Source organism: Streptomyces sp. PKA51 (genome assembly GCF_057552455.1).
On the sequence record NZ_BAAJPZ010000001.1, the window covers coordinates 651,906 to 676,447 of the forward strand.

Here is a 24,542-nt window from a genome sequence, read left to right on the forward strand (position 1 = left end):
CAGTGGGTCCTTTCTCGGTGGGGAGCGGGGACGCTCAGTCCTCGGCCAGGGTGATCGCCCTGGACGGGCACAGCCCGCCGGCCAGCCGTACGGCGTCGCGCACGGCCGCTCCGGGGGCGGGGGTCAGGAGGGTGACCAGGCCGTCCTCGTCCTGGTCGAAGACGTCGGGGGCGGACAGCACGCACTGGCCCGCGCCCACGCAGCGGTCGGAGTCGACGGTGATACGCATGCGAGCGGCATCTCCTTGCCTGGGGGTGGAGCTGGGGGTGGAACGGGTGCCTACCAGCGCACGGGCATCTCGTGCAGACCGAAGAGGACCACGTCGTGCTTGAACGCCAGTTCCTCGACGGGCACGGCGAGTTCGAGCGTCGGGATCCGCTCGAAGAGCCGGCGGTAGGCGATCTCCATCTCCACGCGCACCAGGTTCTGCCCGAGGCACTGGTGCACGCCGTAGCCGAAGGCCACGTGGTGGCGGCTGCTGCGGGCCGGGTCGAACATGTGGGGGCACTCGAAGGCCGACGCGTCGTGGTTGGCGGCGGCGACCAGGGGCACGATGCCCTCGCCGGCGCGGATCAGCTGACCGGCGATCTCCACGTCCTGCACCGCCACCCGCAGCGAGACCAGGTCGGCGACCGAGTGGAAGCGCAGGGTCTCCTCCACCACCCGGTCGTCGCCGATCCACTGGGGGTTCAGCAGCAGCGTCATCACGCCCAGCGCGATGTTGTTGGCCGTCGTCTCGTGGCCGGCGATCAGCAGCAGGAGCAGCACGCCCGACATCTCGTGCGGGGCGATGGAGCCGGTCGCCAGCAGTCGGCTGACGAGGTCGTCGCCGGGCCACTTGGACTTGATGTCGACCAGGCGGTTGATGTAGCGCAGCAGTTCCTTGGTCGCGGTGTCGCGCTGCTGGTCGGTCGAGGAGCGGATGGCGACCAGGGTGCGGGTGCGCGACTCGAAGAAGTCCCGGTCGGCGGCGGGCACGCCCAGCAGGGCGGAGATCACCAGCGACGGCACCGGCAGGGCGAAGTCGGCGACGAGGTCGGCGCTGTTGCCGGCGGCCAGCAGGTCGTCGATGAGCCCGTCGACGGTGCGCTCGATGGCCGGGCGCATCGCCCGTACCCGCCGGACGGTGAACTCGGGGATCAGCGCCTTGCGGAAGCGGTCGTGCTCGGGGGAGTCCAGGCCCACGAACCAGCCGGGGATCTGCTCCTGCTTGGGCACGCCCATGGTCTCGGAGATGTTGGGGAAGCCCGCGTGCTGGGGGTTGGAGCTGATCCGCGGGTCGGTCAGCACGGCCCGTACGTCCTCGTGCCGCGTCACCAGCCAGCACTTGTTGCCGTTGGGCAGGTAGGAGAGCACCAGCCCGTCGCGGGAGCGGTAGTCGGCGTAGCGCGGCGGCGGGAAGGCCTCACCGGGCCTGCGCAGCGGGAAGTCCACGACCAGGGGTTCGGTGTCCGGCATTGCGTCACTCCTTCTCGGGGGCCGGCCCGGCGGGGACCGCCTCGTAGAACTCCCGGACCTTGCCGGTGATGTACTCCTGGTCGGCCGCGGACAGCCCGGTGTGCGTGGGCAGGTACAGCCCGTCGGCGGCGAAGCGGGCGGCGTTCAGGGTCGGCCAGCCGGCGTCGAAGTAGCCGGGCTGGCGGCTCATGGGCTGGAAGAACAGCCGCGTCTCGATGGAGGCCGCGGCCAGGAACTCCCGCAGCTCCTCGCGCCGCTCGGCGCGGATGTCGTACATCCACAGCACGTCCCGCGCGGGCATCAGGGTGATGCCGTCGATGCCTGCCAGGCCCTCGTCGTAGCGCCGCTCGATCTCCTTGCGGGTGGCGAGGATCTCGTCCAGGTGCTCGACCTGGGCGAGGGCGAGAGCGCCCTGCATGCCGGTCATGCGGAAGTTGTAGGCGAGCTTCTTGTGGACGAAGCTGTGCTCGCGGGTGAAGGCCATGCCGCGCAGGTGGGCCAGCTGCCCGGCCAGGCGCGGGTCGTCGGTGAGGCAGACGCCGCCCTCGCCCGCCGTGATGATCTTGTTGGCGAACAGCGAGAAGCAGGCGATGTCGCCGACGGGCCGGATGCCGTGGGCCTCGGCGGAGTCCTCCACCACGCGCAGGTTGTACTGGAACGCGATGTCCATGATCGCGTCCATGTCGCAGCGCCGCCCGTAGACGTGCACGGGCATCAGGGCCTTCGTCCGCGGGGTGATCTTCTCCTCGATGCGGGCGACGTCGATGTTCAGGTCGTCGCCGCAGTCGACGAAGACCGGGGTGGCGCCGGTGTAGGTCACCGCCCAGGCCGAGGCGACCATGGTGAACTCCGGGACGATGACCTCGTCCCCCGGCCCGATGCCCAGCGCCCGCAGGGCCAGGGTCAGCGCGGCCGTGCCCGACGAGCAGGCCACGCCGTGGGCGACGCCGTTGTAGTCGGCGAAGGCCCGCTCGAAGCGGGCGATGACCGGGCTCTGCGAGGAGACCCAGCCGTCGGCGAGGGTGGCGGCGACGTACTCCTGCTCCTTGCCGGTCAGGAAGGGGCGGGAGACGGGGTGGGTGAACGACACTGCGGATCCTTCCTTCGTCACGCCAGGGCCGGCAGGCCGAGGACGAGGTCGGCGGCGGCGCTGCGGCCGCCCGCCGCGCGCTGCAGGGCGCCCAGGCGCTCGGCGTTCTCGCGGAACGACGGCTCGGTCAGCACCCGGGTGAGCTTGTCGACGACGTCGTCGACGGCGATGGTCTGCGGCTGGTCCAGGGTCAGGCTGATACCGAAGTCCCGGCCGCGCACGGCCTGGTCGTAGCAGTCCACCCACAGCGGGCGCACCACGAGCGGCTTGCCGAAGTACACCCCCTCGTGGAAGCCGTTGCCGCCGCCGTGGGTGAAGAACACCTTGACGCTGGGGTGGGCGAGCACGTCCAGCTGCGAGGGCACCCAGCTCTCGATGCGCAGGTTCGGCGGCAGCTCGCCCTCCTGGGGCAGCAGGTGCTGCTGCTCCTTCGGCAGCTTCCACAGCACCTGGTGGCGGTCCTGGAGCCGGCGGGCCACCTCCACCAGCGCCCCGATCTCCTGCCGGGTCAGCCGGGTGATGGTGCCGAACCCCATGTAGACCACGGAGGACTGCTCGTCCAGCCAGCGGGCGACGTCGTTGTCGGCATCGGCCTCCGGCAGGGGCGGCATCATCGCGCCGACCAGGCGCATCTTCTCCGGTATCGGGAACGGGTAGTCCAGCTCGGCGATCGAGTTGCACAGGACCATCTCGGCCTTGTCGATGCGCGTCATCGGCCCCGGCGGCGGCAGTTCGAGCTCCTTGCGCATCTTCCCGTCCTCGCCGAGCACCTTGGCCATCTCCGGGTGGAAGAACATCGCCAGCGTGCGGAACTTGAACAGCTCGTTGGACACCCGCTGCGCCAGGTTCATCCGGCGCGGCAGGCCCGAGTGCGGGACGGGGAAGTCGCGCGGGGTGTAGCCCTTGGCGAAGGGGTTGAGCGAGGTGAGCACGTTGCTCGGCAGGAAGGGCACGCTGAGCACGAAGGGGATGCCCCGGGAGACGGCCAGGTCGACGGCGAAGCCGCTCATGCAGTCGATCACCATCAGCGCCGGCTGCACCTTGTCGACCACTTCCTTCAGCCGGCGGAACTTCGCCGCCTGCACCGCCGGCTTGTAGGACTGCTTGATGACGGCCCGGTGGGCCCGGAAGCGCGAGCTCTGGGTCACTTCGCGGTAGACGTCGTCGGGCCAGGTCACCGCGGACAGCTCGGAGGCCACCTCGCCCAGCGAGGCGAATTCCACGGGTGAGCGCTCCGCAATGCGCGCCACGTCCTCGCGCCGGGGCTCGTCGGTGGCGAACCAGAGGTCCTCCACCCCCTGGCGGGAGAGCTCCCCGGCGAGCACGAGCAGCGGATTGAGCAGACCGCTCTCCGGAAGGCTGACGAAGAGGATCGGCCGTCGCGCGGAGTCCATGGATTCCCTCTCGTTGGTGGTTCGGCGGTGGCCCGGCGGTGCCGGCGAGGCCCCGCTACGGCCGGGTCGATGAGCCGCACCGCACTTTGATCTCACGCCCCGTGCCGGGAAATCCTTAGACTCCGCCCCCGCCGCCCCCGCCCCGGCCTCCGGGCCGCCCCGCCGCGAAGGGTCGTTACGCTCCGGGCACGCTCCGATGTCATAAAGTTCAAGGAAGTGGAACCTCATCAGCCACAAAAGCCTCTAGAGTGGCAGGAGACCTGACGAGGTACCCCAACGGGCGCTTTGTCGGTACTCATTGCGGATCGTGACGTCTGAGCGCCGTGTCCCCCACGGGGCGTGAGGAGAGTGAGCGTGCTGCACCGCCTTCGCGCCCAGGCATTAACGTTTCCGCTGACCGGCCGCCGGGACGAGCGCGCCGCACTCGGCGCCCACGCCGCCGCCGCCCGCGCCGGCCACGGCACCGCGGTACTGATATCCGGGCCCTCCGGAAGCGGCAAGACCCGCTTCCTGGAGGAGTTCCGCGCCGAGGAGACCGCCCGTCGCACCACCGTCCTGCACGCCACCTGCACCCGGGACACCACCCCCTACGGCGCCCTGCGCACCCTGCTCGCCGCCCTGGACCCGGCCCCCGAGGGCGAGGCACCCCCGCCGCCCGCCGTGCACCACGCCCGCGCCGCCCTCGCACCCGGCAGCGACGCCCCCGCCCACCAGGTACTGCACGCCCTCCACCGGCTCGCCGCACGCCTGATGACGGACCGTCCGCTCACCCTCGTCCTGGACGACGCCGGCCACTGCGACGAGGCGTCCCTGAGGGGACTGGAGTACCTGCTGCGCCGGGCCCGGCGGCTGCCGCTGCTGGTCGTCCTCGCCCACGGCACCGGCAGCGCGCCCGCCGCCCGCACCGCCCTCACCGAGCTCACCACGCGCCACGCCGCGGCCACCGTCCGCCTCGGCCCGCTCACCGACGACGACACCGCCGTCCTCGTGCGCCACGCCTTCACCACCCCCGCCGACCCCTCCTTCGCCCCGCTGCTCGCCGCGGCCGCGGGCGGCAACCCCCGCATCCTCACCCGCGTCCTGCGCACCCTGCACGCCGAGGGCACTGCCCCCGACGCGGCCGGAGCACACCGCGCCGAGGAGATCTGCACGGCACTGACGGCCCCCTACGTACGCCGCGTGCTCGCCGGCCGCCCCGCCTGGACCCGCGACGTCGCCACCGCCGCCGCCGTCCTCGGCGACGCCGCCCGCGACCACGTCGCCGCCCTCGCCGGCGTCGCCCCCGCCCTCGCCGCCACCGCCCTGGCCGAACTGCGCGACGCCGGCCTGCTCGCCCCCGGCGCCCTGGACTTCACCACCGAGGCCACCCGCGCCGCCGTGCTCGCCACCCTCGAACAACCCGCACTGACCCGGCTGCGCACCAAGGCCGCCCTGCTGCTCGACGACGCCGGCCGCCCCGCCCGCGAGGTCGCCGACCAGGTGCTGCTCCTGCCCGGCCCGCTCACCCCCTGGATGGCCGCCGCCCTGCGCGAAGCCGCGGACCGGGCCGCCGGCGACGGCGCCCACAAGGCCGCCGCCGGCTACCTGCACCGCCTGCTGGACGCCGAGCCCGACGACGTGTCCGTCCGCACCGAACTGGCCCGCGTCCGCGCCGGCTTCAGCCCCAGCGAGGCCCTGCCCCTCCTCGAAGAGGCCCTCGCCCAGGCCACCTGCGTGCGCACCCGCGCGGTCATCGCCGCCCAGTACGGGCTGACCTGCCTGGCCGTCCGCCGCGGCCCCGCCGCCACCACCGTGCTCACCGGCACCCTGCACGCGCTGCGCGACCACCTCGGCCCCCAGGCCGGCCCCGCCGACCGCGAACTGACCGCACACCTCGAATCCGTCCTGCTGCTGGCCGCCACCGCCGAACGCACCACCCTCGCCACCGCCCGCCGGCACGCCGCCACCACGCCCGCCCCCCACGGCGACACCCCCGCCCAGCGCCAGCAGCTCGCCATGCTCGCCACCCTCACCGCCCTCGACGGCCGGCACGCCGAGCGCGCCGTCGACCAGGCCCGCCGCGCCCTGCGCACCCCCGGCGGCGCGCCCGGCGGCTGGGCGCCCCTGGCCGCCGCCCTGCCCCTCGCCCTCGCCGACGAGACCGACGACGCCCTCGACGCCCTGGAGAAGGTGCTCTCCTACGCGCAGGAATGCGGCGAACCCCGCGTGTACGCCCAGGTGCTGACCGCCCGCGCGCTGATCCTGCACCGCACCGGCGCCCTGCCCGACGCCATGACCGACGCCCGCACCGCGACCGGCCTCATGGCCGAGGAACCGCGCTGCGCCCGCATGAGCGAACCGGTGATCGCGCTCGCCACCGTGCTCGCCGACCGCGGCGAGGCCGAGCGGGCCGAGCAGCTGCTCGCCCGCCTCGACGCGCGGGACCTGAAGCGCTCGGTCATGGAACACCCCCTGCACCTCATGGCCCGCGCCCAGGCCCGGCGCGGCCTCGGCGACCACGAAGGCGCCCTGGACCTGCTGCTGGCCTGCGGCGACTTCCTGGCCGGCAGCGGCGTCGGCAACCCCGTGCTGCACCCGTGGTGGCTGCATGCCGTCTGCCTGCTGTCCGGCATGGACCGCACCGACGAGGCCCGCCGCATCGCCGAGGCCGCCCAGGAACCCGCCCGGGCCTGGGGCACCGCCCGCGCCCTGGGCCTGGCCACCCTCGTCCGCGGTGCCACCACCCCGGGCGAGGAGGGCCTGGCCCTGCTCACCGAGGCGGTCACCACGCTCGCCCGCTCACCCGCCCGCGCCGACCACGCCCGGGCCACCCACCTGCTCGGCACGGCCCTGCTGACCGCCGGCGACCAGCGCGGCGCCCGCGAACACCTGCGCACCGCCGTCGCCCTCGCCCGGCAGTGCGGGGCCCTCGACCTGGCCCGGGCCGCCCGCAGCCGGCTGCTGGCCGCCGGCGGCCGCATGGGCAAGATCACCGGATCCCGCACCGACATGCTCACCCGCACCGAGCGCAAGGTCGCGGGCCTGGCCGGACTGGGCGCGAGCAACCGGGAGATAGCCGAGGCCCTCTTCGTGACCGTGCGCACCGTGGAGATGCATCTGACCAGCGTCTACCGCAAGCTGGCCGTCGGCGACCGGGCCGGGCTCGCCGCCGCCCTGTGGCCCGCCCTCCCGGGCAGAGCGACCCCGTCCCCGGCGAGAGGCGTGCTCCGTGCGGCCCGCTGACCCGCTGCCGGCCCGGGCCCGCGCCCGGCTCTCGGCCGTCCTGACCGGCCTCGCGCACGGCCGCCCGGCCGTCGTCACCGTCGGCGGACCGCCCGGATCCGGACAGCACGGCCTGCTGCGGTGGGCGGCCGCGAGCGCCCTGCGGCGCGGCATCGCCGTGCACCCCCTCGGCCCCGGCGCGGCGTTGACAACGATGCCGCCGGACGACCCCGCCGGCCCCGGCCGTCCGCCGACGGCCGCCCAGGACGGCCCGGTGCTGTACGTCGCCGAGAACGTCCGCGCCACCGACCGGGACACGGCCCGGCGGCTCGCCGGGCTCACCGCGGACATGCACACCCTCCCCGTCGTCCTCATGATGAGTTTCGACGGGTCCCCGGCGGCCCTCCCGCCGGTCCTCGCCACCGCCCTCGCGGGCCCGGCCGCACCCCTGCGCACCGACGTCGTCCTGCCCCCGCTGGACGCGCCCGCGGCCGCCGCCCTCGTCGAACGGGTCTGCGGCACACCCGGCGACGAGCCGTTCGTCACCGCCGCCACCCACCTCAGCCGCGGCAACCCCGCCGTCCTGGAGGAGGCCCTGCGCCGCCTCGTCCAAGGGGGCCGCGCCCCGCACGCCACCGCCCTGCCCGAGTTCACCGCCGCCGCCGAGGCCGCCCTGGCCGACCACGTCGCCCGCGTCCTGGACCGACTGCCCCCGGGCCACGCCGCCGCCCTGCGCGCCCTGGCCGCCGCCGGCGCCCTCGGCCTGCCCGCCGTCCGCCGGCTCGCCGGCCTGCCGGCCGACGACGAGACGACCGTACGCGCCGTGCTGGAGGGCACCGGCCTGACCACGCCCGCCCTGCAACCGCCCGGCCTCGACGCCGCCGTGCGCACCCACGTCCTCGCCTGCACCCCCGCCGCCGAACGCACCGCCCTGCACATCGGCGCCGCCGAACTCGCCCACACCGCCGGCGCCGGCGCCGACACCGTCGCCGCCCTGCTGCTCGACACCCCGCCCCTGGCCCGGCCCTGGGTGCTGCCCGCCCTGCGCAGCGGACTGGCCGCCGCCCGGCGCGCCGGCGACCACCCGCGCACCGCCGCCCTCCTCGCCCGCATGCTGGCCGAGCCCCTGCCGCCCGCCGAGCACGGCGAACTCACCCTGCACCTGGCCGCCGTCGAAGCCGTCACCGCCCCCACCGCCGGCGACCGCCGCCTGGCCCGCCTCCTGCACGACACCGACACGCACGACGCGCACCCCCAGGACGCGCACCCCCAGGACACCGGCGCCCAGGACACGGGCGCCGCGGAAACGGATGCTGCGGGAATGAGTGTCACCCTCCCGCTGCGCGCCGCCGACCTCGCGCTCGCCCGCGGCGGCACCGGCGTCGTCCACGAAGCCGTGGCCGACGCCCGGGTCACCGCACGCGGCGCCCTCCGCGACGGACTGCTCGCCCTGTCGTGGGCCGCCGAGGCGTCCGGCGACGGCGAGGACGGGGCCGGCTGCGAGCCGCTGCCCCCGCAACCCCGCGGCGCCGCCCAGGCCGCCGTCCGCGCCTGGCACCTGGCCGCCGAGGGCGCCGACCGCGCCACCGCCCTGCGCCTGGCCCGCATGCGACCGGCGCCCGGCGACGACACCGCGGCGCTCCTGCTGCCCCGCCTCGCCGCCTGCCGGGCCCTGGTCCTGGCCGACGCCCTCGACGAGGCCGAGAGCGCGCTGGACGCGCTGCTCGCCCGCACCCGGCGCGAGCACCTGCCCGCCGGCACCGCCCGCGTCCTCGCCACCCGCGCCGAACTGCACCTGCGCCGCGGCCGGCTGGCCGACGCCGAGGGCGACATCGCCGAGTGCGAACGCGCCCTGCCGCCCGGCAGCCGGCACGCCGGCGCGGCCGCCCACCCCATGGCCCTGCGCATCCTCGTCGACCTGGAGAACGGACACCGCTCCCGGGCCCGCGCCCTGGCCGCCGCCCCGGCCCCCCGGGGCCCGCGCACCGGCACCCCCTGGGCGTACCTGCTCTTCGCCCGGGCCCTGGAGGCGGCCGCCGACGCCCGCATCCCCGAGGCCGCCGAACTCTTCGAGGAGACCGGCCGGCACCTCGTACGCCGGCGGGCCGGCAACCCCGCACTGCTGCCCTGGCGTTCGCTGGCCGCCCGCGCCCACCAGACCCTCGGCGACCCGGCCCGGGCCCGCGCCCTGGTCGCCGAGGAACTGCAGCTGGCCCGGCAGTGGGGCGCGCCGACCGCCGTCGCCTGGGCCGAACTCCACATCGGCCGGCTGGCCAAGACCGACCGCATCGCCCGCATGCGCAAGGCCGTCGCCGCGCTGAGCGAGACCCCCGCCGGACTGGCGCACGCCTGGGCCCTGGCCGACCTGGCCGCCCTCGAACTGCGCGGACCCGGCGATGACTGGCACACCACCGCCCCCTGGGCGAGCGAGCTCTCGGCGCTCATCACCGCCCATCCCTGCAGCCGGCTGGCCGCCACCGTGCGCGAACTCACCGAAGCCCAGCGCACTCCGGCCCCGCGGGCCACCGCGCGGCTGCGCGAATGGACCTCCCTCACCCAGGCCGAACTGCACACGGCCACCCTCGCCGTCCGCGGCCACGGCAACCGGCACATCGCCGAACTGCTCACGGTCTCCCGGCGCACCGTGGAGCTGCGCCTGAGCAGCGTCTACCGAAAACTCGGCATCACCGGCCGCACGGAGCTGTGCGCTCTTGTCCGAGGGATGGGAGAGTGACGGAACGCATGCTGCTCGAACGAGGAGCCGAGCAGGCCGCCGTGGAGGCCGCGCTGCGCACCGCGGCCGGCGGAACGGCCTCGTGCCTGCTGCTGACCGGCCCGCTGGGCATCGGCAGGACCACCCTGCTGGAGAGGCTGCCCGAGCTCGCCGGAGCCGGGGCGACCCGCGTCCTGCGGGCGGCCGCCGCCCCCATGGAGCAGGACTTCCCCTTCGGGGTCGTGCGCCAGCTCCTCGACGGCCTGCCCGGCGCCGACCCCGTGCTCGACGCCCTGGACGCCCTCGACGCCGCCGGCGGCGGGCCCGAGGACCCCGACGAGCACGGCGAGCCGGCCGTCCTGCAGGAGATCGACGCGCTCCTGGCCCGCACCGGCGACGACGGCGGGCCGCCCCTGCTGCTGCTCCTGGACGACCTCCACTGGGCCGACACCCCCTCGCTGCGCTGGCTCGCCCGCCTGGCCGCCCGCCCCGGGAACCTGCGCGCCGTCGTCGTCGGCACCGTGCGCTCCGGCGAACCCGGCACCCGCCGCGCCGCCCTGCGCGAGCTGACGGCCGCGCCCTGCCGCGTCCTGCGCCCCGCCGCCCTGACCCCCGCGGCCACCGCCATGCTGGTGCGCGAGCACCTCGGCGCCGCGGGCACCGAGGAGTCCGCCCGCGCCTTCCACGCCGCATCGGCCGGCAACCCGCTGGTGCTGACCTGCCTGCTGCAGCACGCGACGGCGGGCGGCCCCGCGGGGGCCACGGCTGCGCACCCGCCGCGGCTCACCGAGCGCGTACGGGCCTGCCTGCGCGGCCTGCCCGCCGCCGAACGCGACCTGGCCGCGGCCCTGTGCGTCCTCGGCGAGCACGCCGGCCTGGCCCTCGCCGCCCGGCTCGCCCACCTCGACGAGCACGCCGGCACCCGGGCCCTGCGCGCCCTGCGCGAGCTCGGCCTGCTGACCCCCGCCGGGCCGCCGCGCTTCGTCCACGACGCCGTGCGCGAGGCGGCCGCCGCCGGCACCTCCCCGGACGGGTGCCGCCGGCTGCACGAGAGCGCGGCGGAGCTGCTGTACGAGCAGGGGGCGCCCGACACGCACGTCGCCGACCAGATCATGGCCGCCGGCGGCGGCCACCGCCCCTGGTCGACGGCCGTGCTGCGCGCCGCCGCCCGCGCGGCCCGCACCGCCGGTGCACCGCAGCAGGCCGCCGGCTACCTGCGCCGCGCTCTGCAGGACCACCCCGAGGCGGGACGGCGGCGCGCCGGACTGCTGACCGAACTCGCCGCCGCTGTACGCGACACCGACGCACCGGCCGGCGCCCGCCACGCCGCCCAGGCGGCCCTGCTGCCGGTCACCCCCGCCGACCGGGCCCTGGCCGTGCTGCAGATCCCGCCGGCGTTCCTGGGCACCCTGCCGCCGGACGCGGCCGCGACGCTGCAGCGCATCGCGGCCGAACTCGGCCCGGCCGCCCTGCTCAAGGGGGCGGCGCGCGAGGCCGCCCTGCGCCTGGAGGCCCGGCTGCGACACGCCCGCCGCGAGGATCCGGCCGCGCTCGCGGCCGCCGTCGCACGGCTGCGCGGGCCGGTGCCGGGCCCGCTGCTGCCGGACTCCCCGGCCGGCCGCGAACTGACCGCCGTCCTGCTCAACTCCGCCGCCGTGGCCGGTGCCCTGCCGGCGGACGAGGTGGCCCGGCTGGGCCGGTACGTCCTGGCCCGGGAACCGGCCGCACCGCAGCGCGAGCACTCCGCGCTGCCGCTGGTGGTGCTCGCCCTGTGCGCCGCCGACGCGGTCGAACCGGCCGTCTCCTGGCTGGCCGCCGGGCAGCGGGTACGCGCCGCCGAGAACGTGCCGGCGGACGCGGTCGACCACATGGAACAGGCCCTGGTCCTGCTCGCCCGCGGCCGGCTGACCAACGCCCGCGAGCACGCCGAACGCGTCGTCGATCTCGCCGAGGCCCGGCAGGGCCCGGCCGGCGCCTCCTTCGCCGTCGTGCTCGCCGCCGTCGCCCTGGAGGTGCGCGACCCGGCCTTCGGCGCCCGCGTCCTGCGCCTGGGCGCGGGCCCCGCCCCCGGGCTGGCCACCACGTCGATGCTGCAGCTTCTGGAAGCGGCGGCCGAGACCGCGCGCGGCGCATGGGACACGGCCCTGGAGACCGTCCTGTCCTCGGGCCGGCAACTGGCGGCCGCCGGCTGGCACAACTCCGCCCTCTTCCCCTGGCGTCCCTGGGCCATCAGCCTGCACCACCGGCTCGGCGACCTGCCGGCCGCGCGCGCCCTCGCCGACGAGGAGCACGAGCGGGCCGCACGCTGGGGGGCACCCGCCGTGCTCGGCCGCGCCCTGCGCCTGAAGGGCCGGCTGTACGAGGGCCCCCGGGGCGCGGCACTGCTGCGCGAGGCCGTCGCCGTCCTGCGTTCCTCCGCCCACCAGCTCGAACTCGCCCGCGGGCTGCAGGCCCTGGGCCGGGCGCTGGGCGGCGGGGCGGAGGCCGACGCCGCCCTGCACGAGGCCGGGGAGCTGGCGGTGGCGTGCGGGGTGCCCCGCCTGGCCAGGCGCAGCGGGCACGAGGAGCTCGACACGGCGGGCGGCCCGGCCCCCGCCTCGGTGCTCACCCCGGCCGAGCGGCGCGTCGCCGAACTCGCCGGGCGAGGGCTGACCAACCAGTCCATCGCCCGTGAACTGGGCGTGAGCGCCCGTGCCGTCGAGAAACACCTCACGAATTCCTATCGAAAACTCGGTGTCCGGGGCCGGGCCGAGATGATCGCCAGGTATTCCGGATCGCAATTGGGCCGGGCGGGCTGAACGCGGCTGTTATACGCGGCATCAAGTACCGCTCTCAACCTTTCCATGGGGTGTCCGCAGGGGTAACCGGCGGACACCCCCGTCCTTTCTTCGGTGCCGTACCACGGGTACGCCGCCGCGGCGTCGGGCCCACCCTGCGGCAAGGGTGGGCCTGCGGTCGTCTCGGGGGTGAAAGTGCAGGTCAAGTAGGCGCATGAGCCGGGCTTCCCCGCCGTCGAGGGGGGTGGACCACCGAAGCACCGAAGGACGGACCGTACCTCCGCACCGGCGGACCGCAGGATTAGGACAAGGGCCAGGGCGGTCGTTGACCCGGCGAGTCGGGCCTATCTAGGCTTTCACTCAGTTCGGCCGTTCGGCCACGGGACGAAGATCAGGATTCGCGGTTGCAGCGCGATTTCCCAGCGATTCCGCACATGTGAAGTGCCATGAAAGGGTCCCATCTCTTGATGAATTCCGCCCCGGCTCTTGTCGATCCGGCAGGGGTCGCAACCCCCCACGACGCCCGCCCCGGTGACCTCCAGGCCGCCCCGCAGCCCGACCGTGCGGGGCTGTGCATGGCCAGTCTCGACACCTCGCTGACCATCCGGCAGGCGAACCAGGAGTTCTACCGGCAGTTCGAGGACTCCTCCGGCGCGCTGTGCGGCCGCAGCTTCAACGACGTGGTCCACCCCAGCGTCCAGCAGCCGCTGATGCGTCAGTTCTCGCAGCTCCTCGAAGGTCGCCGGCAGCGGTTCGTCACCCCCGTCATCGCCGTCGGCCCCGGTGAGGCGGCCTTCACCGTCCCCCTCACGGCCGTCTCCGTGCGCGGGGGACTGCCCGACACCACCGCGATCCTGGTGATGATGCCCTCCACCGAGGAGAGCGAGGACGCGCGGGTGGTCACCAACCGCAAGAAGATCCTCTCCGAGATGGACGCGCGCATCCTGGAGGGCATAGCCGCCGGCATCTCGACCATCCCGCTCGCCTCGCGCCTCTACCTCAGCCGGCAGGGCGTCGAGTACCACGTCACCTGCCTGCTGCGGAAGCTCAAGGTGCCCAACCGCGCCGCGCTGGTCTCACGGGCCTACTCGATGGGGGTGCTCAAGGTGGGCACCTGGCCGCCCAAGGTGGTGCAGGACTTCGTCAAGTAGGGCTGCCGGGCCGGGCCTCACCCGTGCTCCCGGCCCATCACCAGCCGCCCGGCCGGCGCCCCGGCGGCCGGGCCCTGCGCCGCCGCGCCGTCCCCCTGCTGCTCGCCGCCCCGTCCCTGGCCGCCCCGTTCCTCGCCGTGGTCGCCGAACAGCCCGCCCAGCACCGGCACTCCGCCCAGCTGCCGGTCGAGCCCCGTGGGCCGCAGCACCGGCGAGACCAGGGAGCGCACGGGGCGGCCGACGGTGTCGACGGCCTGGCCCAGCAGCCTGGTCGGCCCCTGGACGCCGTCCTCCTCCCCGTACTCGTCCGGCCCGGGGGTCAGCGCTCCCGGGCCCGGCAGGTCGGCCGCCGCCTGGAAGGTCACGGTCCGCGGCAGGTCGCCCGCCGGCGGCGGCCCCGCCACCGGCGGGGCGGCCACGGCCTCGGCCGGTGCGACCGCGGCGAGGGACAGGGCGGCGAGCAGCGGGGCGACGGTGTGGCGCATGCGCATGGGGGAACCTCCTGGCATCGGGGCGAAGCTGGCGTTCACCCCGAAAACGAACAAAAGCCATCGGGGTCACCCTCGGCCGTACGCCGCCCGGCGACCGGCGCCAACACGGCTCACCGGTACGGTGATCGCACTCCGCCCGGGCCGACCGGGCGGACCCGCAGCACGACCGGATGGGGTGGGACATGGTGAGCACGGCACAGACGAAGGACACGGCGGACGGAGAGCAGGAGCCGCGCGGTGCCGCCCGGCACGCCGTCGTCATCGGCGGCGGCCTCGCCGGACTCCTCGCCGCGCACGTCCTCGCCGCACACGCCGACGAGGTCACCCTCGTCGAGCGCGACCGCTTCCCCGGCGAGCCCGTCTCCCGGCCCGGTGTGCCGCAGGACCGCCACACCCACGTCATGCTGGGCAGCGGCCAGACGGCGCTGGAATCGCTGCTGCCCGGCGTCGTCGACGACCTGATCGCCCACGGTTCCCCGCGCGTGGCCATGCCGACCGAGATCGTGCAGTGGCAGGCCGGTCACTGGTACCGGCGCACCGACGCCACCAGCCACATCCTCACGGGTTCCCGCCCGCTGACCGACTGGGTGGTACGGCGGCGTGTCCTGGCCGGATCGCGCATCACCGTGACCGAGGGCGCCGAGGTGACCGCGCTGCTGGGCGACGCGACGCGCGTGCGGGGCGTCCGCCTGCGCGAGCGCGGCCGGGCGGCGGCCACCCGGGACGTGCCGGCCGACCTCGTCGTCGACGCCTCCGGCCGGTCCTCGCGCGCCCCCGCATGGCTGACCGCGCTCGGCGCCGAACCGCCGCGCGAGGAGAGGCTGGAGACCGGGCTGGCCTATGCGACGCGCCGCTTCCGCACCGCACCGGGCCGGCCGTCGCCCGGCTACCGGGGCGTCTACATCATCCCCAACCCCACCCAGCCCTACGGCTGCGTGATCCTGCCGCTGGAGGACGACTGCTGGTCGGTCATCCTCTCGGGGCTGCGGGGGCACGAACCGCCCACCGACGCGGCCGAGTTCCTCGCGTACGCGGCCCGGCTGCCGCACCCCGTCGCCCACGAATGGCTGCTCGAGGCCGAGCCCGTCTCGCCCGTCCACGGCTATCGGAACACCGGGAACCTGCGCCGCCGCTACGACCTGCCCGGCCGCCGTCCCGCCGGATTCCTCGCCACCGGCGAGGCCCTGTGCGCCTTCAATCCCGTCTACGGACAGGGAATGTCGGTGGCCGCGCTCTGCGCCGTCGCCCTGCGCGAGGCCCTGACCGACGCCCGGCGCACCCCCACCACCCGCCGCGTCCAGCAGGCTTTGCTCGCCGCCACCCGGCAGGCGTGGGACATCTCCGCGGGCGCCGACAAGAACGTACCCGGCGCCACCGGCAACGCCCTGCGGGCGCGGCCGGCGGACCGGCCCGCCGACTGGTACCTCAAGCGGGTGCAGGAGCGGGCCACGGGCAATCCGGTGGTGGGCGACGCCTTCCGCGCGGTGCTGCACCTGACGGCCCCGGCCACCTCGCTCTTCGCGCCCCGGGTCCTGCGCGCCGTCCTGGGGCCGGCCACCCCGGGCCCCAGGACACCCCAGCTGCTGCCGGAGGCCGGCTGATCAGCAGGGCGTGAACTCAGCGAGTCCTGAAGGACTTGCGGAGCGCGGCCCGGTCCTCCCAGGAGTCGGCCCCCGGCCCCTTGGCCATGTCGGCGAAGAAGCTGTCGTGTCGCAGGAAGAAGTCGGCGCGCTCCGCATCCGTCATCCCCGCCACGTGCTCCAGGCCCTCGAAGTAGCCCTCGCGGGCGCCGCCGGGGGCGAAGAGCATCAAGAACTCCGCAGGCTCGCCGGAGATGTTGCCGAACGAGTGCACCCCGCCCGGCGGGATGTAGAGGTAGTCGCCCTTGGAGGCGTCGAACCAGCGCTCGCCGTCGAAGACGTGGATCTCGCCCGAGAGCACGTAGAAGGCCTCGGACATGGTCTTGTGGAAGTGCGGGCTGGTCCCGCCGACGGCCGGCCCCATGCGGTTCTGGTAGAGGCCGAAGAGCCCGTCCGTGGTCAGCCGGGTGGACAGGTAGTGGTAGGTGTTGCCGTTGGGCGCGGTGTAGTCCGGCGCGCTGTCGGCCGGCCGGAAGGACGCGGAGATCTCGCCCTCGTCGGCGGGGTAGAGGATCTCGGGGTAGTCGGGGGACAGGAAGGACACGGGAAACGCACTCCTCGGGATGGTTCAGGCCGTGCGGGCCAGCAGCCAGGCGTTGGGCGAGAAGCTGGGAACCGGCGAGTACTGGCAACTGGCCGACCAGTACGCCTGCTTGATCGTCCAGCCGGCCGGCGGATAGGTGGAGGCGCAGGAGTTGACCTGGGTGCCCACGGGCAGGCCGGTCAGCTGCTTGATCTGCTTCCAGTTCGCCCCGCTGCCGGGGCAGTTGCCCGCCGACCACCACTGGGTGTCGACCCACCCGTCGGGCGTGCGCGAGGACGCGCACACGTTCAGCGTCTCGCCGGGGGCGGCCACGGCGGGTGCCGCCGCGGTGGCCACGGCGGCTGCCGCCACCAGGGTCAGGCAGGCGATGCGCAGGCGCGTCATGAGGGTTCCTCTCCAGGGGGACGAATGTGCGATCTTGGCGCGGAGCAAGGATCGCCGCCGTACGCATTCGGCCACCAGAGCATTTCCGGCCGTGGCTTTCGCGCCACGGCCGGCCGGCGCGGGCCCGTTCCCGCCGCCAGGGTTCACCCGAAGGGCGTACCGGCGGTCAGGGCGTGGGCGCGTCGTCCTCGATCTGGGCGCTCAGATGGTGCTCGACGCTCACCACGCCGTCCACGCTGCGGCACAACTGCACGAGCACCGGCACCAGGCCGCTGCGCCGCACCGAGCCGCTCAGGCGCACCTGGCCGTGATTGACCTCGACGCCCACGGCCGACGGCGGCTCGCCCAGGGTGCGCACCAGGACGTCCTCGATGATCTCCTCCCTGATCGCCCGGTCGGTGCGCAGGAAGACCCGCAGCAGATCGCCCCGGCTGACCAGCCCCACCAGCCGGCCGGAATCGTCGATCACCGGCAGCCGCTTGACGCGATGCTCCTCCATCGTGCGCGCGGCCTCCACGACGCTCCAGCCGGGCCGGGCGCACACGGCGGGGCTGGTCATCAGCCCCTCGGCCGTCGTCGCCTCGTACTTGACGCGCACCTGCTCATCCGCGTGCTCCGGTGCGAGCAGCCCGGAGGGGTCCGGGTGGCCGGACGCCTTGGTCAGCAGGTCGGCCTCGGAGACCACGCCCACCGGGCGGTCCTCCTCGTCGACCACCGGCACGGCCGTGATGTCGTGCTCCTGCAGGACGTGCACGATCTCCGTGAAGAGGGTGCCGCGCTGGACCCGTACGACCGAGTGGGTCATCAGGTCGCCGACGGTTCTGTGCTGCAGCATCTTCGAAGTCCCTTCCGCTCCCGCAAAACCCCTCCAGCCTCGCACAACGGCCTGCATGGCCGTGCCGTGTCGATCTTGTGTCGGCGCCCGGGAAAACCCTGCCGCCGCACTGCCGTGCTCGGTTAGGGTCCCTCCAGCCGCGGTCGACCCACGACCGCCGACCGACCCCGTGCCGGGTCGATCCGACCCGGCCGGCCGGGCCCGAAAGGACCTTCCGTGCGAGTATCTTCACGCCGGCGCGCGATATCGGCTCTGGCGGCGACCGCCGTCGCCACGCCCTTCCTGCTCGCCGCCGCGGCGCCCGCGCAAGCGAGCCCCGCGCCCTCCTCGCAGCACAACAGACAGGCCGAACGGCTCGCCAAGAAGCTGGTCAAGGACTCCACTGCGAAGAGCGCCTACCGCCACCTGAAGGCGTTTCAGCAGATCGCCGACGCCAACGGTGGCAACCGAGCCGCCGGCACCCCCGGCCACCAGGCATCCTCCGAGTACGTCTACCGCCTGCTGAAGAAGGCCGGTTACGACGTCTCGTACCAGAACTTCGACTTCTACGAGTCCAAGACGCTGCGCGAGAAGCTCACCGTGCTCTCCCCCGAGCAGCGCGAGATCACCGTCAGGGCCTACGACTTCAGCAAGGCCACGCCCGAGGGCGGCCTGACCGCCCCGCTGGCCGCCGCGCGCGTCGACGACACCCCCGGCTGCGACCTGGACGACTACGCCTCCGGCTCCTTCGCCGGGAAGATCGCCCTCGTCAAGCGGGGCTCCTGCACGTTCAAGCAGAAGGAGGAGGTGGCCGCCAAGGCGGGCGCCGCCGGCCTCATCCTGTACAACCACTCCGGCACCGCCCCCGTGCACGGCGGTGTCGAGGCCCCCGCCAACGCCCACATCCCCGCCGGCGGCATCTCGCTGGCCGACGGCGAGGCGCTGGCCGCGGCCGTTGCCAAGGGCGAGGTGCGCGTCACTCTGAACGTGGCCACCGAGGCGGTCAAGCGGCAGACCCGCAACGTGATCGCCGAGACCAGGAGCGGCGACGCCGGGCACGTGGTGACGCTCGGCAGCCACCTGGACTCCGTGCCCGCGGGCCCGGGCATCAACGACAACGGCTCCGGCTCGGCCGGCCTGATCGAGGTCGCGCTCAACCTCGCCGACGAGATCCGGGGGCCCGGCCACAAGCCCGCCAACAAGGTGCGCTTCGCCTGGTGGTCGGGCGAGGAGCTGGGCCTGCTCGGCTCCGAGCACTACGTCGCCCAGCTGAACGAGAAGCAGCGCAAGAACATTGCGCTGTACCTCAACTTCGACATGATCGCCTCCCCGAACCCGGTCGAGTTCGTCTACGACGGTGACGACTCCGACCACAAGGGCTCGGGTCCCGGCCCCGAGGGCTCCGCGCAGATCGAGCGCCTCATCAACGGCTTCCTCGACCGTGGCCGCACGCCGCACGAGGGCACGGACTTCGACGGCCGCTCCGACTACGGCCCGTTCATCGAGGTCGGCATCCCGGCGGGCGGCACCTTCACCGGTGCCGAGGGCATCAAGACCCCCGAGCAGGCGGCCCGCTACGGCGGTACGGCCGGCGTCGCCTACGACCGCAACTACCACGGCGCCGGTGACAACCTGTCGAACATCGACCTGAAGTCCTTCGACACCAACATCGACGTCATCGCGCACGCCGTCGGCATCTACGCCCACGACCTGAGCTCGCTGCACGAGCCCGCCACCAAGTAGGCGCGCAGCGCCCGGTCCGTTCGGTGTACCACCCCGGCGGGCCGGGCGCCACCGGAGGGGGAATTGCGGCGCCCGAAGGCTGACGCGCTGCCGCCGGTGAGTGCGTTCCGGCCGGGCATCGGGTCTACTCGGTACCGGCCGGCACGGCTCGCCACCCCTCAGGAGGATGCCGCCATGCAGAAGATCACGCCCTGCCTGTGGTTCGACACCGAGGCCGAGGAGGCGGTCGACTTCTACCTCTCCGTCTTCCCCGGCTCCCGCATTCTCGAGGTCAAGCGGTACGGCGAGGCGGGCCCGCGGGAGCCCGGCATGGTCATGGTCATCGACTTCGAACTGGCGGGGCAGCGGTTCATGGCCCTCAACGGCGGCCCCGAATTCACCTTCACCGAAGCCCTTTCGCTCAGCGTCGACTGCGCGGACCAGGCGGAGGTGGACGAGCTGTGGGCGCGGCTGACGGAGGGCGGCGGCGAGGAGGGTCCCTGCGGCTGGCTGAAGGACCGCTTCGGGGTGTCCTGGCAGATCGTGCCCAGGGCGCTGCCCGAGCTGCTGGCCGACCCCGACCCGGTGACGTCGCAGCGCGTCATGCAGGCGATGATGGGCATGAAGAAGATCGACATCCAGGGTCTGCTCGACGCGCAGCGGGGCTGAGCGGTCGGTTCCAGGGGCGCCGGGCCCCTGCGGAACGAGGCGTTCTCGGCCATGGTGCGTCACGGCGCACCGCAGGAGCCCTCGCGCCCCCGGGCCGGGAGCGCGCCGTATGTCACCGCAGTGCGCGGCGGGAAGTGGCGCTTCCGGCGGTCGGTTTTACCTCTCCTATGTTGCTCCATGACCAAAGCTTGACTAACGTCCGGACCCTGCCCGTCGGCAGGCACGACAAAGCCCCGGGAACGGCATCGCACATGACGGTGCGACAGCCGTGCCCCGGGGCTTCCCGAACGGTCCGCGACGCCGGCCGGACCGACCGCGAGCTGTAGCGGGCAGCGGTCGGTACCACGCGTCGGCGCAACCTCTCCCGGAGGGTACCGTGAATCACCCGAACCGGCTACGCGACGCCATAGCCACGCCCGGCACCACCCCGCTCATCGGCATCTTCGACATGTTCTCCGCCTCCGTCGCGGCCCAGCACTACGACGGCATGTTCATCTCCGGATTCGGCTTCGCCGCCTCGCACTACGGGCTGCCGGACATCGGCTTCATCGCCTGGCCCGACATCGTCGCCTTCGTCCAGCGCCTGCGCCTCGCCTTCCCCCACCAGCACCTGCTGGTCGACATCGACGACGGCTACGTCGACCCCGAGACCGCCTGCCACACCGTGCAGCACCTGGAGGCCATCGGCGCCTCGGGGGTGATCCTGGAGGACCAGAAGCGCCCCCGCCGCTGCGGACATGTCAGCGGCAAGCAGATCCTGCCGCTGGAGGAGTACCTCGAAAAGCTCGAACTCGTCCTCGCCAGCCGCCGGGACCTGCTCGTCGTGGCGCGCACGGACGCCACCGAGGAGGACGAGATCCTGCGCCGCGCCGAGGCCCTGGCCGCCACCGAGGCCGATGTCGTCCTCGTGGACGGCGTGCGCAGCGTCGAGTGGATCCGCAAGGTCCGCGGCGTCATCGGTGACAAGCCCCTGCTGTTCAACCAGATCGCCGGCGGCAAGTCGCCGCGCCTGAGCCTGACCGAACTCGGCGACCTCGGCGTGGACGTGGCCATCTACAGCACCCCGTGCCTCTTCGCCGCCCAGACGGCGATGGACGAGGCCCTGCGCCGGCTCAAGGGCGAGGACGGCCGGCTGCCCGAGGTCGTCCCCGGGTCCGTCGGCGTGGCCGAGTGCCTGGGGCTGCTGGAGCGCAACATCAGCCGCCACCACGCCTCGGCCGCCGACTGACCCGGCGTCACCCCGCCGGGCGGGTCCGGGCCCGGGACGCCCCCGGACCCGGACCCGGACCCGCCCGGTGCGTCAGGAGACGTCCTTCGCCAGTGGGGGAGTGGGGTTGTCGGCGTTGTCGTAGCCGATCGCGCAGTACCTCCACGGCCCCTCGGAGACCTTCAGGCTCGCCGGGACGCCCAGGAACGGCCGGTAGCCCGCCGGGTCGGCGCAGTCGGTGCTCGCCCCGGGCCCGTACTTCACCTTGTACATGGTGATCTCCCAGGGCGCGTAGACGGGACGCACCCAGAAGAAGGCGCCGTCGTCGCCGTCGAAGCGCTGCACGTCCACCGCCGGGGCCACCGTCGGCGCGGTGTTGTCCACGCGGACGTAGGCGTACGCGGCGTGGGCGAGGGAGGCGGACCAGGCGGCGCCGTGCAGGGTGGCGTCCGGGCCGCCGGCCGCGCACAGCACGTACAGGTTGTCGCGCGACGGCAGGACCTCGGTGTGGTCCACGCCGGAGGCGGGCAGCGCCCGGGGCCGTGCGTACCCCTCCGGCCGGGTGCAGTCCACCGTGCCGAACGGCCCGCTCTTGAAGGCGACATAGGCGTGACGGGCGGCGTCGGCCGGGGTCACGTGCGCGTCCCAGCGGGCCGGACCCTGGTCGGTGACCGAGCGCGTCTGGCGGCCGGAGAAGTCGATGCTCACCTGCTCGCCGCGGTCCAGCCGGCAGCCCGGCCGCGACAGGCGCAGACCGCGCTCCTCCAGGCAGGAGGCGACGGCGCCGACGGGCGTGGCGTAGACGGTGTCGTCCGACGGCACCACGAGCCCCGAGGGCGAGCCCTCGCAGGGGCGGCCGAGCCCGCAGCCGAGGTAGCCGGGCGTGACGAGCGTGTTGAGCATGCCCACGATCCGCTCGCCGTCGGCCGTGGTGACCGGGCCGCCGGAGGAACCGCCGCTGATGCCCCGGCAGTCGGTGCGCCCGGAGCCCCGCCACAGCCAGGTGTGCTCGTGCAGGGCGACCGAGGAGCCGGTGATCGTGCACGTCGACAGGCGCAGGAACCGCTTGCCGTCCTCGACGCCGTCGCTGGGGGCGTGGGCGGCCTGCAGCCGGGTGCCGGTGGGCGGCAGCGCGGGGGCCGGCGTCCGCGGCGTCACCCGCAGCCGGGCCAGTTCGCCGTAAGTGGCCGAGAGTTGCAGCACCGAGACGTCGATGTCCTTCATCGTGGCGTAGACGATGCGCTCGACGCGGAAGGTCTTCTGCTCGGCGGTGTTGTCGTGGAAGTACGCGGGGGTGAAGCTCCAGTCCTGCGGCGCGGGCCGGTCGACGACGACCTCGTTGGTGCGTAGGCCGTCGTCGGCGCAGTGCCCGTTGCTGAGGATCAGTGCCCTCTGCGCGGGGGCAGGCCGGCCCGTCGCGTGCACGACCGTCGCGGTGCAGGTCGTGCCGCCGCCCCCGACGAGGCGGCCGGAGGAGCGGAACTTCGCGCCCGCGGGCGAGTCCGCCGCGATCAGCGGCGCCTCGGGCCGGTCGGCCGCCCGGGCGGCCGGGGCGCCGAGCAGCCCCGCGGCCGCCACGACCGCGGCCACCCCGGCGGCCGCGGCGCGCAGTGTTCTTGGTAAGTGCGGTGTCGTCCGTAAGCGCGATGCTGCGCCTCTGCGCACGGCAAGCTCCTTGATCGTTTCGGATGCGTCGGAGCGAACTGTGGCAGAGCGGCCCCGTTCCCCTCCACCGACCGCACGTGTGTCCGAACGTAACCGGACGACAACCTTCCGTAAGACTTTACGATCTGCTCATGCACAAACGCCCCTCCAGAAACGCCATTAATGGCGGAGGGGAGAGCAAGGCGTCGCCTCCGGGGTGCGGTGACGCGGGCCTGGCACGCCCTGACCGGCCCACGACCATCCACGACCGGAGGGACCAGTACTTCCGTGATCCCACACGATGCAGGCGAGGTGCGAAGCGCGGCGCCGTTCCGTTGCGTCCTTGGCGCCGACCACCGGACTCCGCAGCGGCGGCGGGGAGGCAAACGGTGACGCCCGCCCGCAACGCGGGTACGTTTCCCATGACCGAACTGCCTGCCGACTACCGCGCCTTCCATCAGCTCTACCGCCCCCGATACATGCAGTGGGCCGAGCTCTACCTCGGCAACCGCCACGACGCCGAAGAGGCCGTGGACCAGGCCTTCGAGGACCTCTGCTTCGGCTGGAGCGACGTGCTGGCCACCGAGTCCCCCAACGCCTACGCCTGGTCCGTCGTGCGCCACCGCACCATCGACTGCGCCCGTGCCCGGGGCCGGCGGCCCACCGTCATGGACACCGCCGCCTTCGAGACCTCCGCCCTGCGCCACGCCGTCGACCCGATCGGCGAGCTCGAGGAGAGCCTGTCCATCTACAAGGCCATCTGCGCTCTGCCCGAACGCCAGCACGACGTCATCGTCCTGCACTACTGCCTCGGCTACACCATCCGGGAGACCGCCGACATCATGGGCATCACCCAAGGCGGTGTCCGCTCCACCGCCCGATTCGCAAGACACCGCCTCCACGACGCGCTCGGACTGGAGAGAGAAGAGGAGCACCGGTGATCGGCTCCCTGGACCACGCGCTGGCCAAAGCCCGCCTCGAACCACGGCCGTACACGGTCGCCGACACCGATCAGGCCGAGGCCCGCCTGCGGGCCCGCCTCGCCGAGCGCATGTGGCACGGCGCGCTGTACTTCGACGACGAGATGGAGCCCGCGCGCACCGCCGCCGTGCGGGCCGCCGAGCGCAACTCCCTGCCGCACCGCGCCTTCCGCAGGCGCCTGCGCAGCCTGTGCGAGACGGTCGTCGCCCAGGACCTGCACAAGCTCGGCGCCTTCCTCGCCCACCGGCTCCTGGAGCCCGACGGCGCCCTGGTCCTGGGGTGCGTGCTGCAGCTGGCCGACCGGGAGGACAGCGCCCGCTTCTGGTGGCAGTTCGCCGCCGGTGCGGACGCCGCCGGCGCCGCCTGCTGCCTGTACCTGCACCACATGGCCTTCGGCGAGCGCCGGGAGGCCGAGCTGTGGCGGCGGCAGGCGGGCCTGGAGGCCCTCATCCCGCAGACGCCCGAGGACATCGACCGCTGCGACCTCAACGCGGCCCTGCAGATGCTCGACAGCCTGCGCGGCGGCAAACGCTTCTCCCCGGCGGCCTCCGCCGTCATCGCCTACGTGCCCGACGCCCTCGGCTTCGTCGAGGAGGTCGACCTGCCCCTGCCGCAGCCGGACTTCCCCGAGCGCATCGAGGAGCTCACCGCCACGGCCTGAC

General features: G+C 74.2%; 19 protein-coding genes. 10 read left to right on the forward strand and 9 right to left on the reverse strand.

The window, feature by feature from the left end:
* Window positions 1-34 precede the first annotated feature (34 nt).
* From AC27L3_RS02280 to AC27L3_RS02295, 4 genes are read right to left on the reverse strand one after another with little or no spacing between them, the layout of a single operon-like run.
* Complete coding sequence (locus AC27L3_RS02280; protein WP_365969069.1) at window positions 35-229, reverse strand: ferredoxin; 195 nt, start codon at window positions 227-229, stop codon at window positions 35-37.
* Window positions 230-279: 50 nt separating this feature from the next.
* On the reverse strand, window positions 280-1,458 hold the full coding sequence (locus AC27L3_RS02285) for a cytochrome P450 (protein WP_487232257.1): 1,179 nt from the start codon (window positions 1,456-1,458) through the stop codon (window positions 280-282).
* Window positions 1,459-1,462: 4 nt separating this feature from the next.
* Window positions 1,463-2,548, reverse strand: coding sequence for a DegT/DnrJ/EryC1/StrS family aminotransferase (locus AC27L3_RS02290; protein WP_487232258.1), 1,086 nt, complete (start codon window positions 2,546-2,548; stop codon window positions 1,463-1,465).
* Window positions 2,549-2,565: 17 nt separating this feature from the next.
* A complete protein-coding gene (locus AC27L3_RS02295; RefSeq protein ID WP_487232259.1) occupies window positions 2,566-3,942 on the reverse strand; it encodes a glycosyltransferase in 1,377 nt (458 codons plus the stop codon).
* A gap of 354 nt (window positions 3,943-4,296) precedes the next feature.
* On the opposite strand from AC27L3_RS02295, the gene AC27L3_RS02300 reads away from it, so the two are divergent.
* From AC27L3_RS02300 to AC27L3_RS02315, 4 genes are all read left to right on the forward strand, one after another.
* Window positions 4,297-7,164 carry an AAA family ATPase gene (locus AC27L3_RS02300; RefSeq protein WP_487232260.1) on the forward strand — a complete coding sequence of 956 codons (2,868 nt, stop codon included), beginning with the start codon at window positions 4,297-4,299 and terminating at the stop codon, window positions 7,162-7,164.
* Complete coding sequence (locus AC27L3_RS02305; protein ID WP_487232261.1) at window positions 7,151-9,877, forward strand: helix-turn-helix transcriptional regulator; 2,727 nt, start codon at window positions 7,151-7,153, stop codon at window positions 9,875-9,877. The genes AC27L3_RS02300 and AC27L3_RS02305 overlap by 14 nt, the downstream gene beginning before the upstream one ends.
* Entirely contained in the window at window positions 9,874-12,654 is a 2,781-nt protein-coding gene (locus tag AC27L3_RS02310; RefSeq protein ID WP_487232262.1) for an AAA family ATPase, read from the forward strand. Before AC27L3_RS02305 ends, AC27L3_RS02310 begins: the two co-directional genes overlap by 4 nt.
* Before the next feature lie 446 nt (window positions 12,655-13,100).
* Window positions 13,101-13,784 carry a helix-turn-helix transcriptional regulator gene (locus AC27L3_RS02315; protein WP_487232263.1) on the forward strand — a complete coding sequence of 228 codons (684 nt, stop codon included), beginning with the start codon at window positions 13,101-13,103 and terminating at the stop codon, window positions 13,782-13,784.
* Window positions 13,785-13,801: 17 nt separating this feature from the next.
* On the opposite strand, the gene AC27L3_RS02320 is transcribed toward AC27L3_RS02315, so the two are convergent.
* Entirely contained in the window at window positions 13,802-14,275 is a 474-nt protein-coding gene (locus AC27L3_RS02320; protein WP_487232264.1) for a hypothetical protein, read from the reverse strand.
* A gap of 182 nt (window positions 14,276-14,457) precedes the next feature.
* Between AC27L3_RS02320 and AC27L3_RS02325 the strand changes: the two genes are divergently transcribed.
* Window positions 14,458-15,876: an NAD(P)/FAD-dependent oxidoreductase gene (locus AC27L3_RS02325; protein WP_487232265.1), complete on the forward strand. Its 1,419-nt coding sequence runs from the start codon at window positions 14,458-14,460 to the stop codon at window positions 15,874-15,876.
* A 16-nt stretch (window positions 15,877-15,892) separates the two neighbouring features.
* Here AC27L3_RS02325 and AC27L3_RS02330 read toward each other — a convergent pair whose 3' ends face one another.
* The 3 genes from AC27L3_RS02330 to AC27L3_RS02340 form a co-directional block, all read right to left on the reverse strand.
* Window positions 15,893-16,459 (reverse strand): cupin domain-containing protein, encoded by a 567-nt coding sequence (locus AC27L3_RS02330; RefSeq protein WP_487232266.1) that lies wholly within the window; start codon window positions 16,457-16,459, stop codon window positions 15,893-15,895.
* A gap of 24 nt (window positions 16,460-16,483) precedes the next feature.
* Window positions 16,484-16,843: a hypothetical protein gene (locus tag AC27L3_RS02335; RefSeq protein ID WP_487232267.1), complete on the reverse strand. Its 360-nt coding sequence runs from the start codon at window positions 16,841-16,843 to the stop codon at window positions 16,484-16,486.
* A 166-nt stretch (window positions 16,844-17,009) separates the two neighbouring features.
* Window positions 17,010-17,675: a CBS domain-containing protein gene (locus AC27L3_RS02340; RefSeq protein ID WP_487232306.1), complete on the reverse strand. Its 666-nt coding sequence runs from the start codon at window positions 17,673-17,675 to the stop codon at window positions 17,010-17,012.
* Between the two features lie 219 nt (window positions 17,676-17,894).
* Between AC27L3_RS02340 and AC27L3_RS02345 the strand changes: the two genes are divergently transcribed.
* The 3 genes from AC27L3_RS02345 (at window position 17,895) to AC27L3_RS02355 (ending at window position 21,276) form a co-directional block, all read left to right on the forward strand.
* On the forward strand, window positions 17,895-19,400 hold the full coding sequence (locus AC27L3_RS02345; RefSeq protein WP_487232268.1) for a M28 family metallopeptidase: 1,506 nt from the start codon (window positions 17,895-17,897) through the stop codon (window positions 19,398-19,400).
* Between the two features lie 174 nt (window positions 19,401-19,574).
* Window positions 19,575-20,048 carry a VOC family protein gene (locus AC27L3_RS02350; protein WP_365969081.1) on the forward strand — a complete coding sequence of 158 codons (474 nt, stop codon included), beginning with the start codon at window positions 19,575-19,577 and terminating at the stop codon, window positions 20,046-20,048.
* A gap of 376 nt (window positions 20,049-20,424) precedes the next feature.
* Window positions 20,425-21,276, forward strand: coding sequence for an isocitrate lyase/PEP mutase family protein (locus AC27L3_RS02355; RefSeq protein ID WP_487232269.1), 852 nt, complete (start codon window positions 20,425-20,427; stop codon window positions 21,274-21,276).
* A gap of 72 nt (window positions 21,277-21,348) precedes the next feature.
* Here the strand turns inward: AC27L3_RS02355 and AC27L3_RS02360 are convergent, their stop codons facing one another.
* Window positions 21,349-22,920 carry a trypsin-like peptidase domain-containing protein gene (locus AC27L3_RS02360; protein WP_487232270.1) on the reverse strand — a complete coding sequence of 524 codons (1,572 nt, stop codon included), beginning with the start codon at window positions 22,918-22,920 and terminating at the stop codon, window positions 21,349-21,351.
* Between the two features lie 401 nt (window positions 22,921-23,321).
* Here AC27L3_RS02360 and AC27L3_RS02365 point away from each other — a divergent pair, with 401 nt between their 5' ends.
* Entirely contained in the window at window positions 23,322-23,840 is a 519-nt protein-coding gene (locus tag AC27L3_RS02365) for an RNA polymerase sigma factor (RefSeq protein ID WP_487232271.1), read from the forward strand.
* The gene (locus AC27L3_RS02370; protein WP_365969086.1) at window positions 23,837-24,541 is read left to right on the forward strand and encodes a hypothetical protein; all 705 of its coding nucleotides are present in this window, start codon (window positions 23,837-23,839) and stop codon (window positions 24,539-24,541) included. The genes AC27L3_RS02365 and AC27L3_RS02370 overlap by 4 nt, the downstream gene beginning before the upstream one ends.
* The last annotated feature ends 1 nt before the right edge of the window (window position 24,542 follow it).

Coding starts and splice junctions, on each gene's coding strand:
- AC27L3_RS02320 (WP_487232264.1), bottom strand. CDS start 14,275: ATGCGCATGCGCCACACCGTCGCCCCGCTGCTCGCCGCCCTGTCCCTC.
- AC27L3_RS02365 (WP_487232271.1), top strand. CDS start 23,322: ATGACCGAACTGCCTGCCGACTACCGCGCCTTCCATCAGCTCTACCGC.
- AC27L3_RS02285 (WP_487232257.1), bottom strand. CDS start 1,458: ATGCCGGACACCGAACCCCTGGTCGTGGACTTCCCGCTGCGCAGGCCC.
- AC27L3_RS02325 (WP_487232265.1), top strand. CDS start 14,458: ATGGTGAGCACGGCACAGACGAAGGACACGGCGGACGGAGAGCAGGAG.
- AC27L3_RS02280 (WP_365969069.1), bottom strand. CDS start 229: ATGCGTATCACCGTCGACTCCGACCGCTGCGTGGGCGCGGGCCAGTGC.
- AC27L3_RS02335 (WP_487232267.1), bottom strand. CDS start 16,843: ATGACGCGCCTGCGCATCGCCTGCCTGACCCTGGTGGCGGCAGCCGCC.
- AC27L3_RS02350 (WP_365969081.1), top strand. CDS start 19,575: ATGCAGAAGATCACGCCCTGCCTGTGGTTCGACACCGAGGCCGAGGAG.
- AC27L3_RS02315 (WP_487232263.1), top strand. CDS start 13,101: ATGAATTCCGCCCCGGCTCTTGTCGATCCGGCAGGGGTCGCAACCCCC.
- AC27L3_RS02295 (WP_487232259.1), bottom strand. CDS start 3,942: ATGGACTCCGCGCGACGGCCGATCCTCTTCGTCAGCCTTCCGGAGAGC.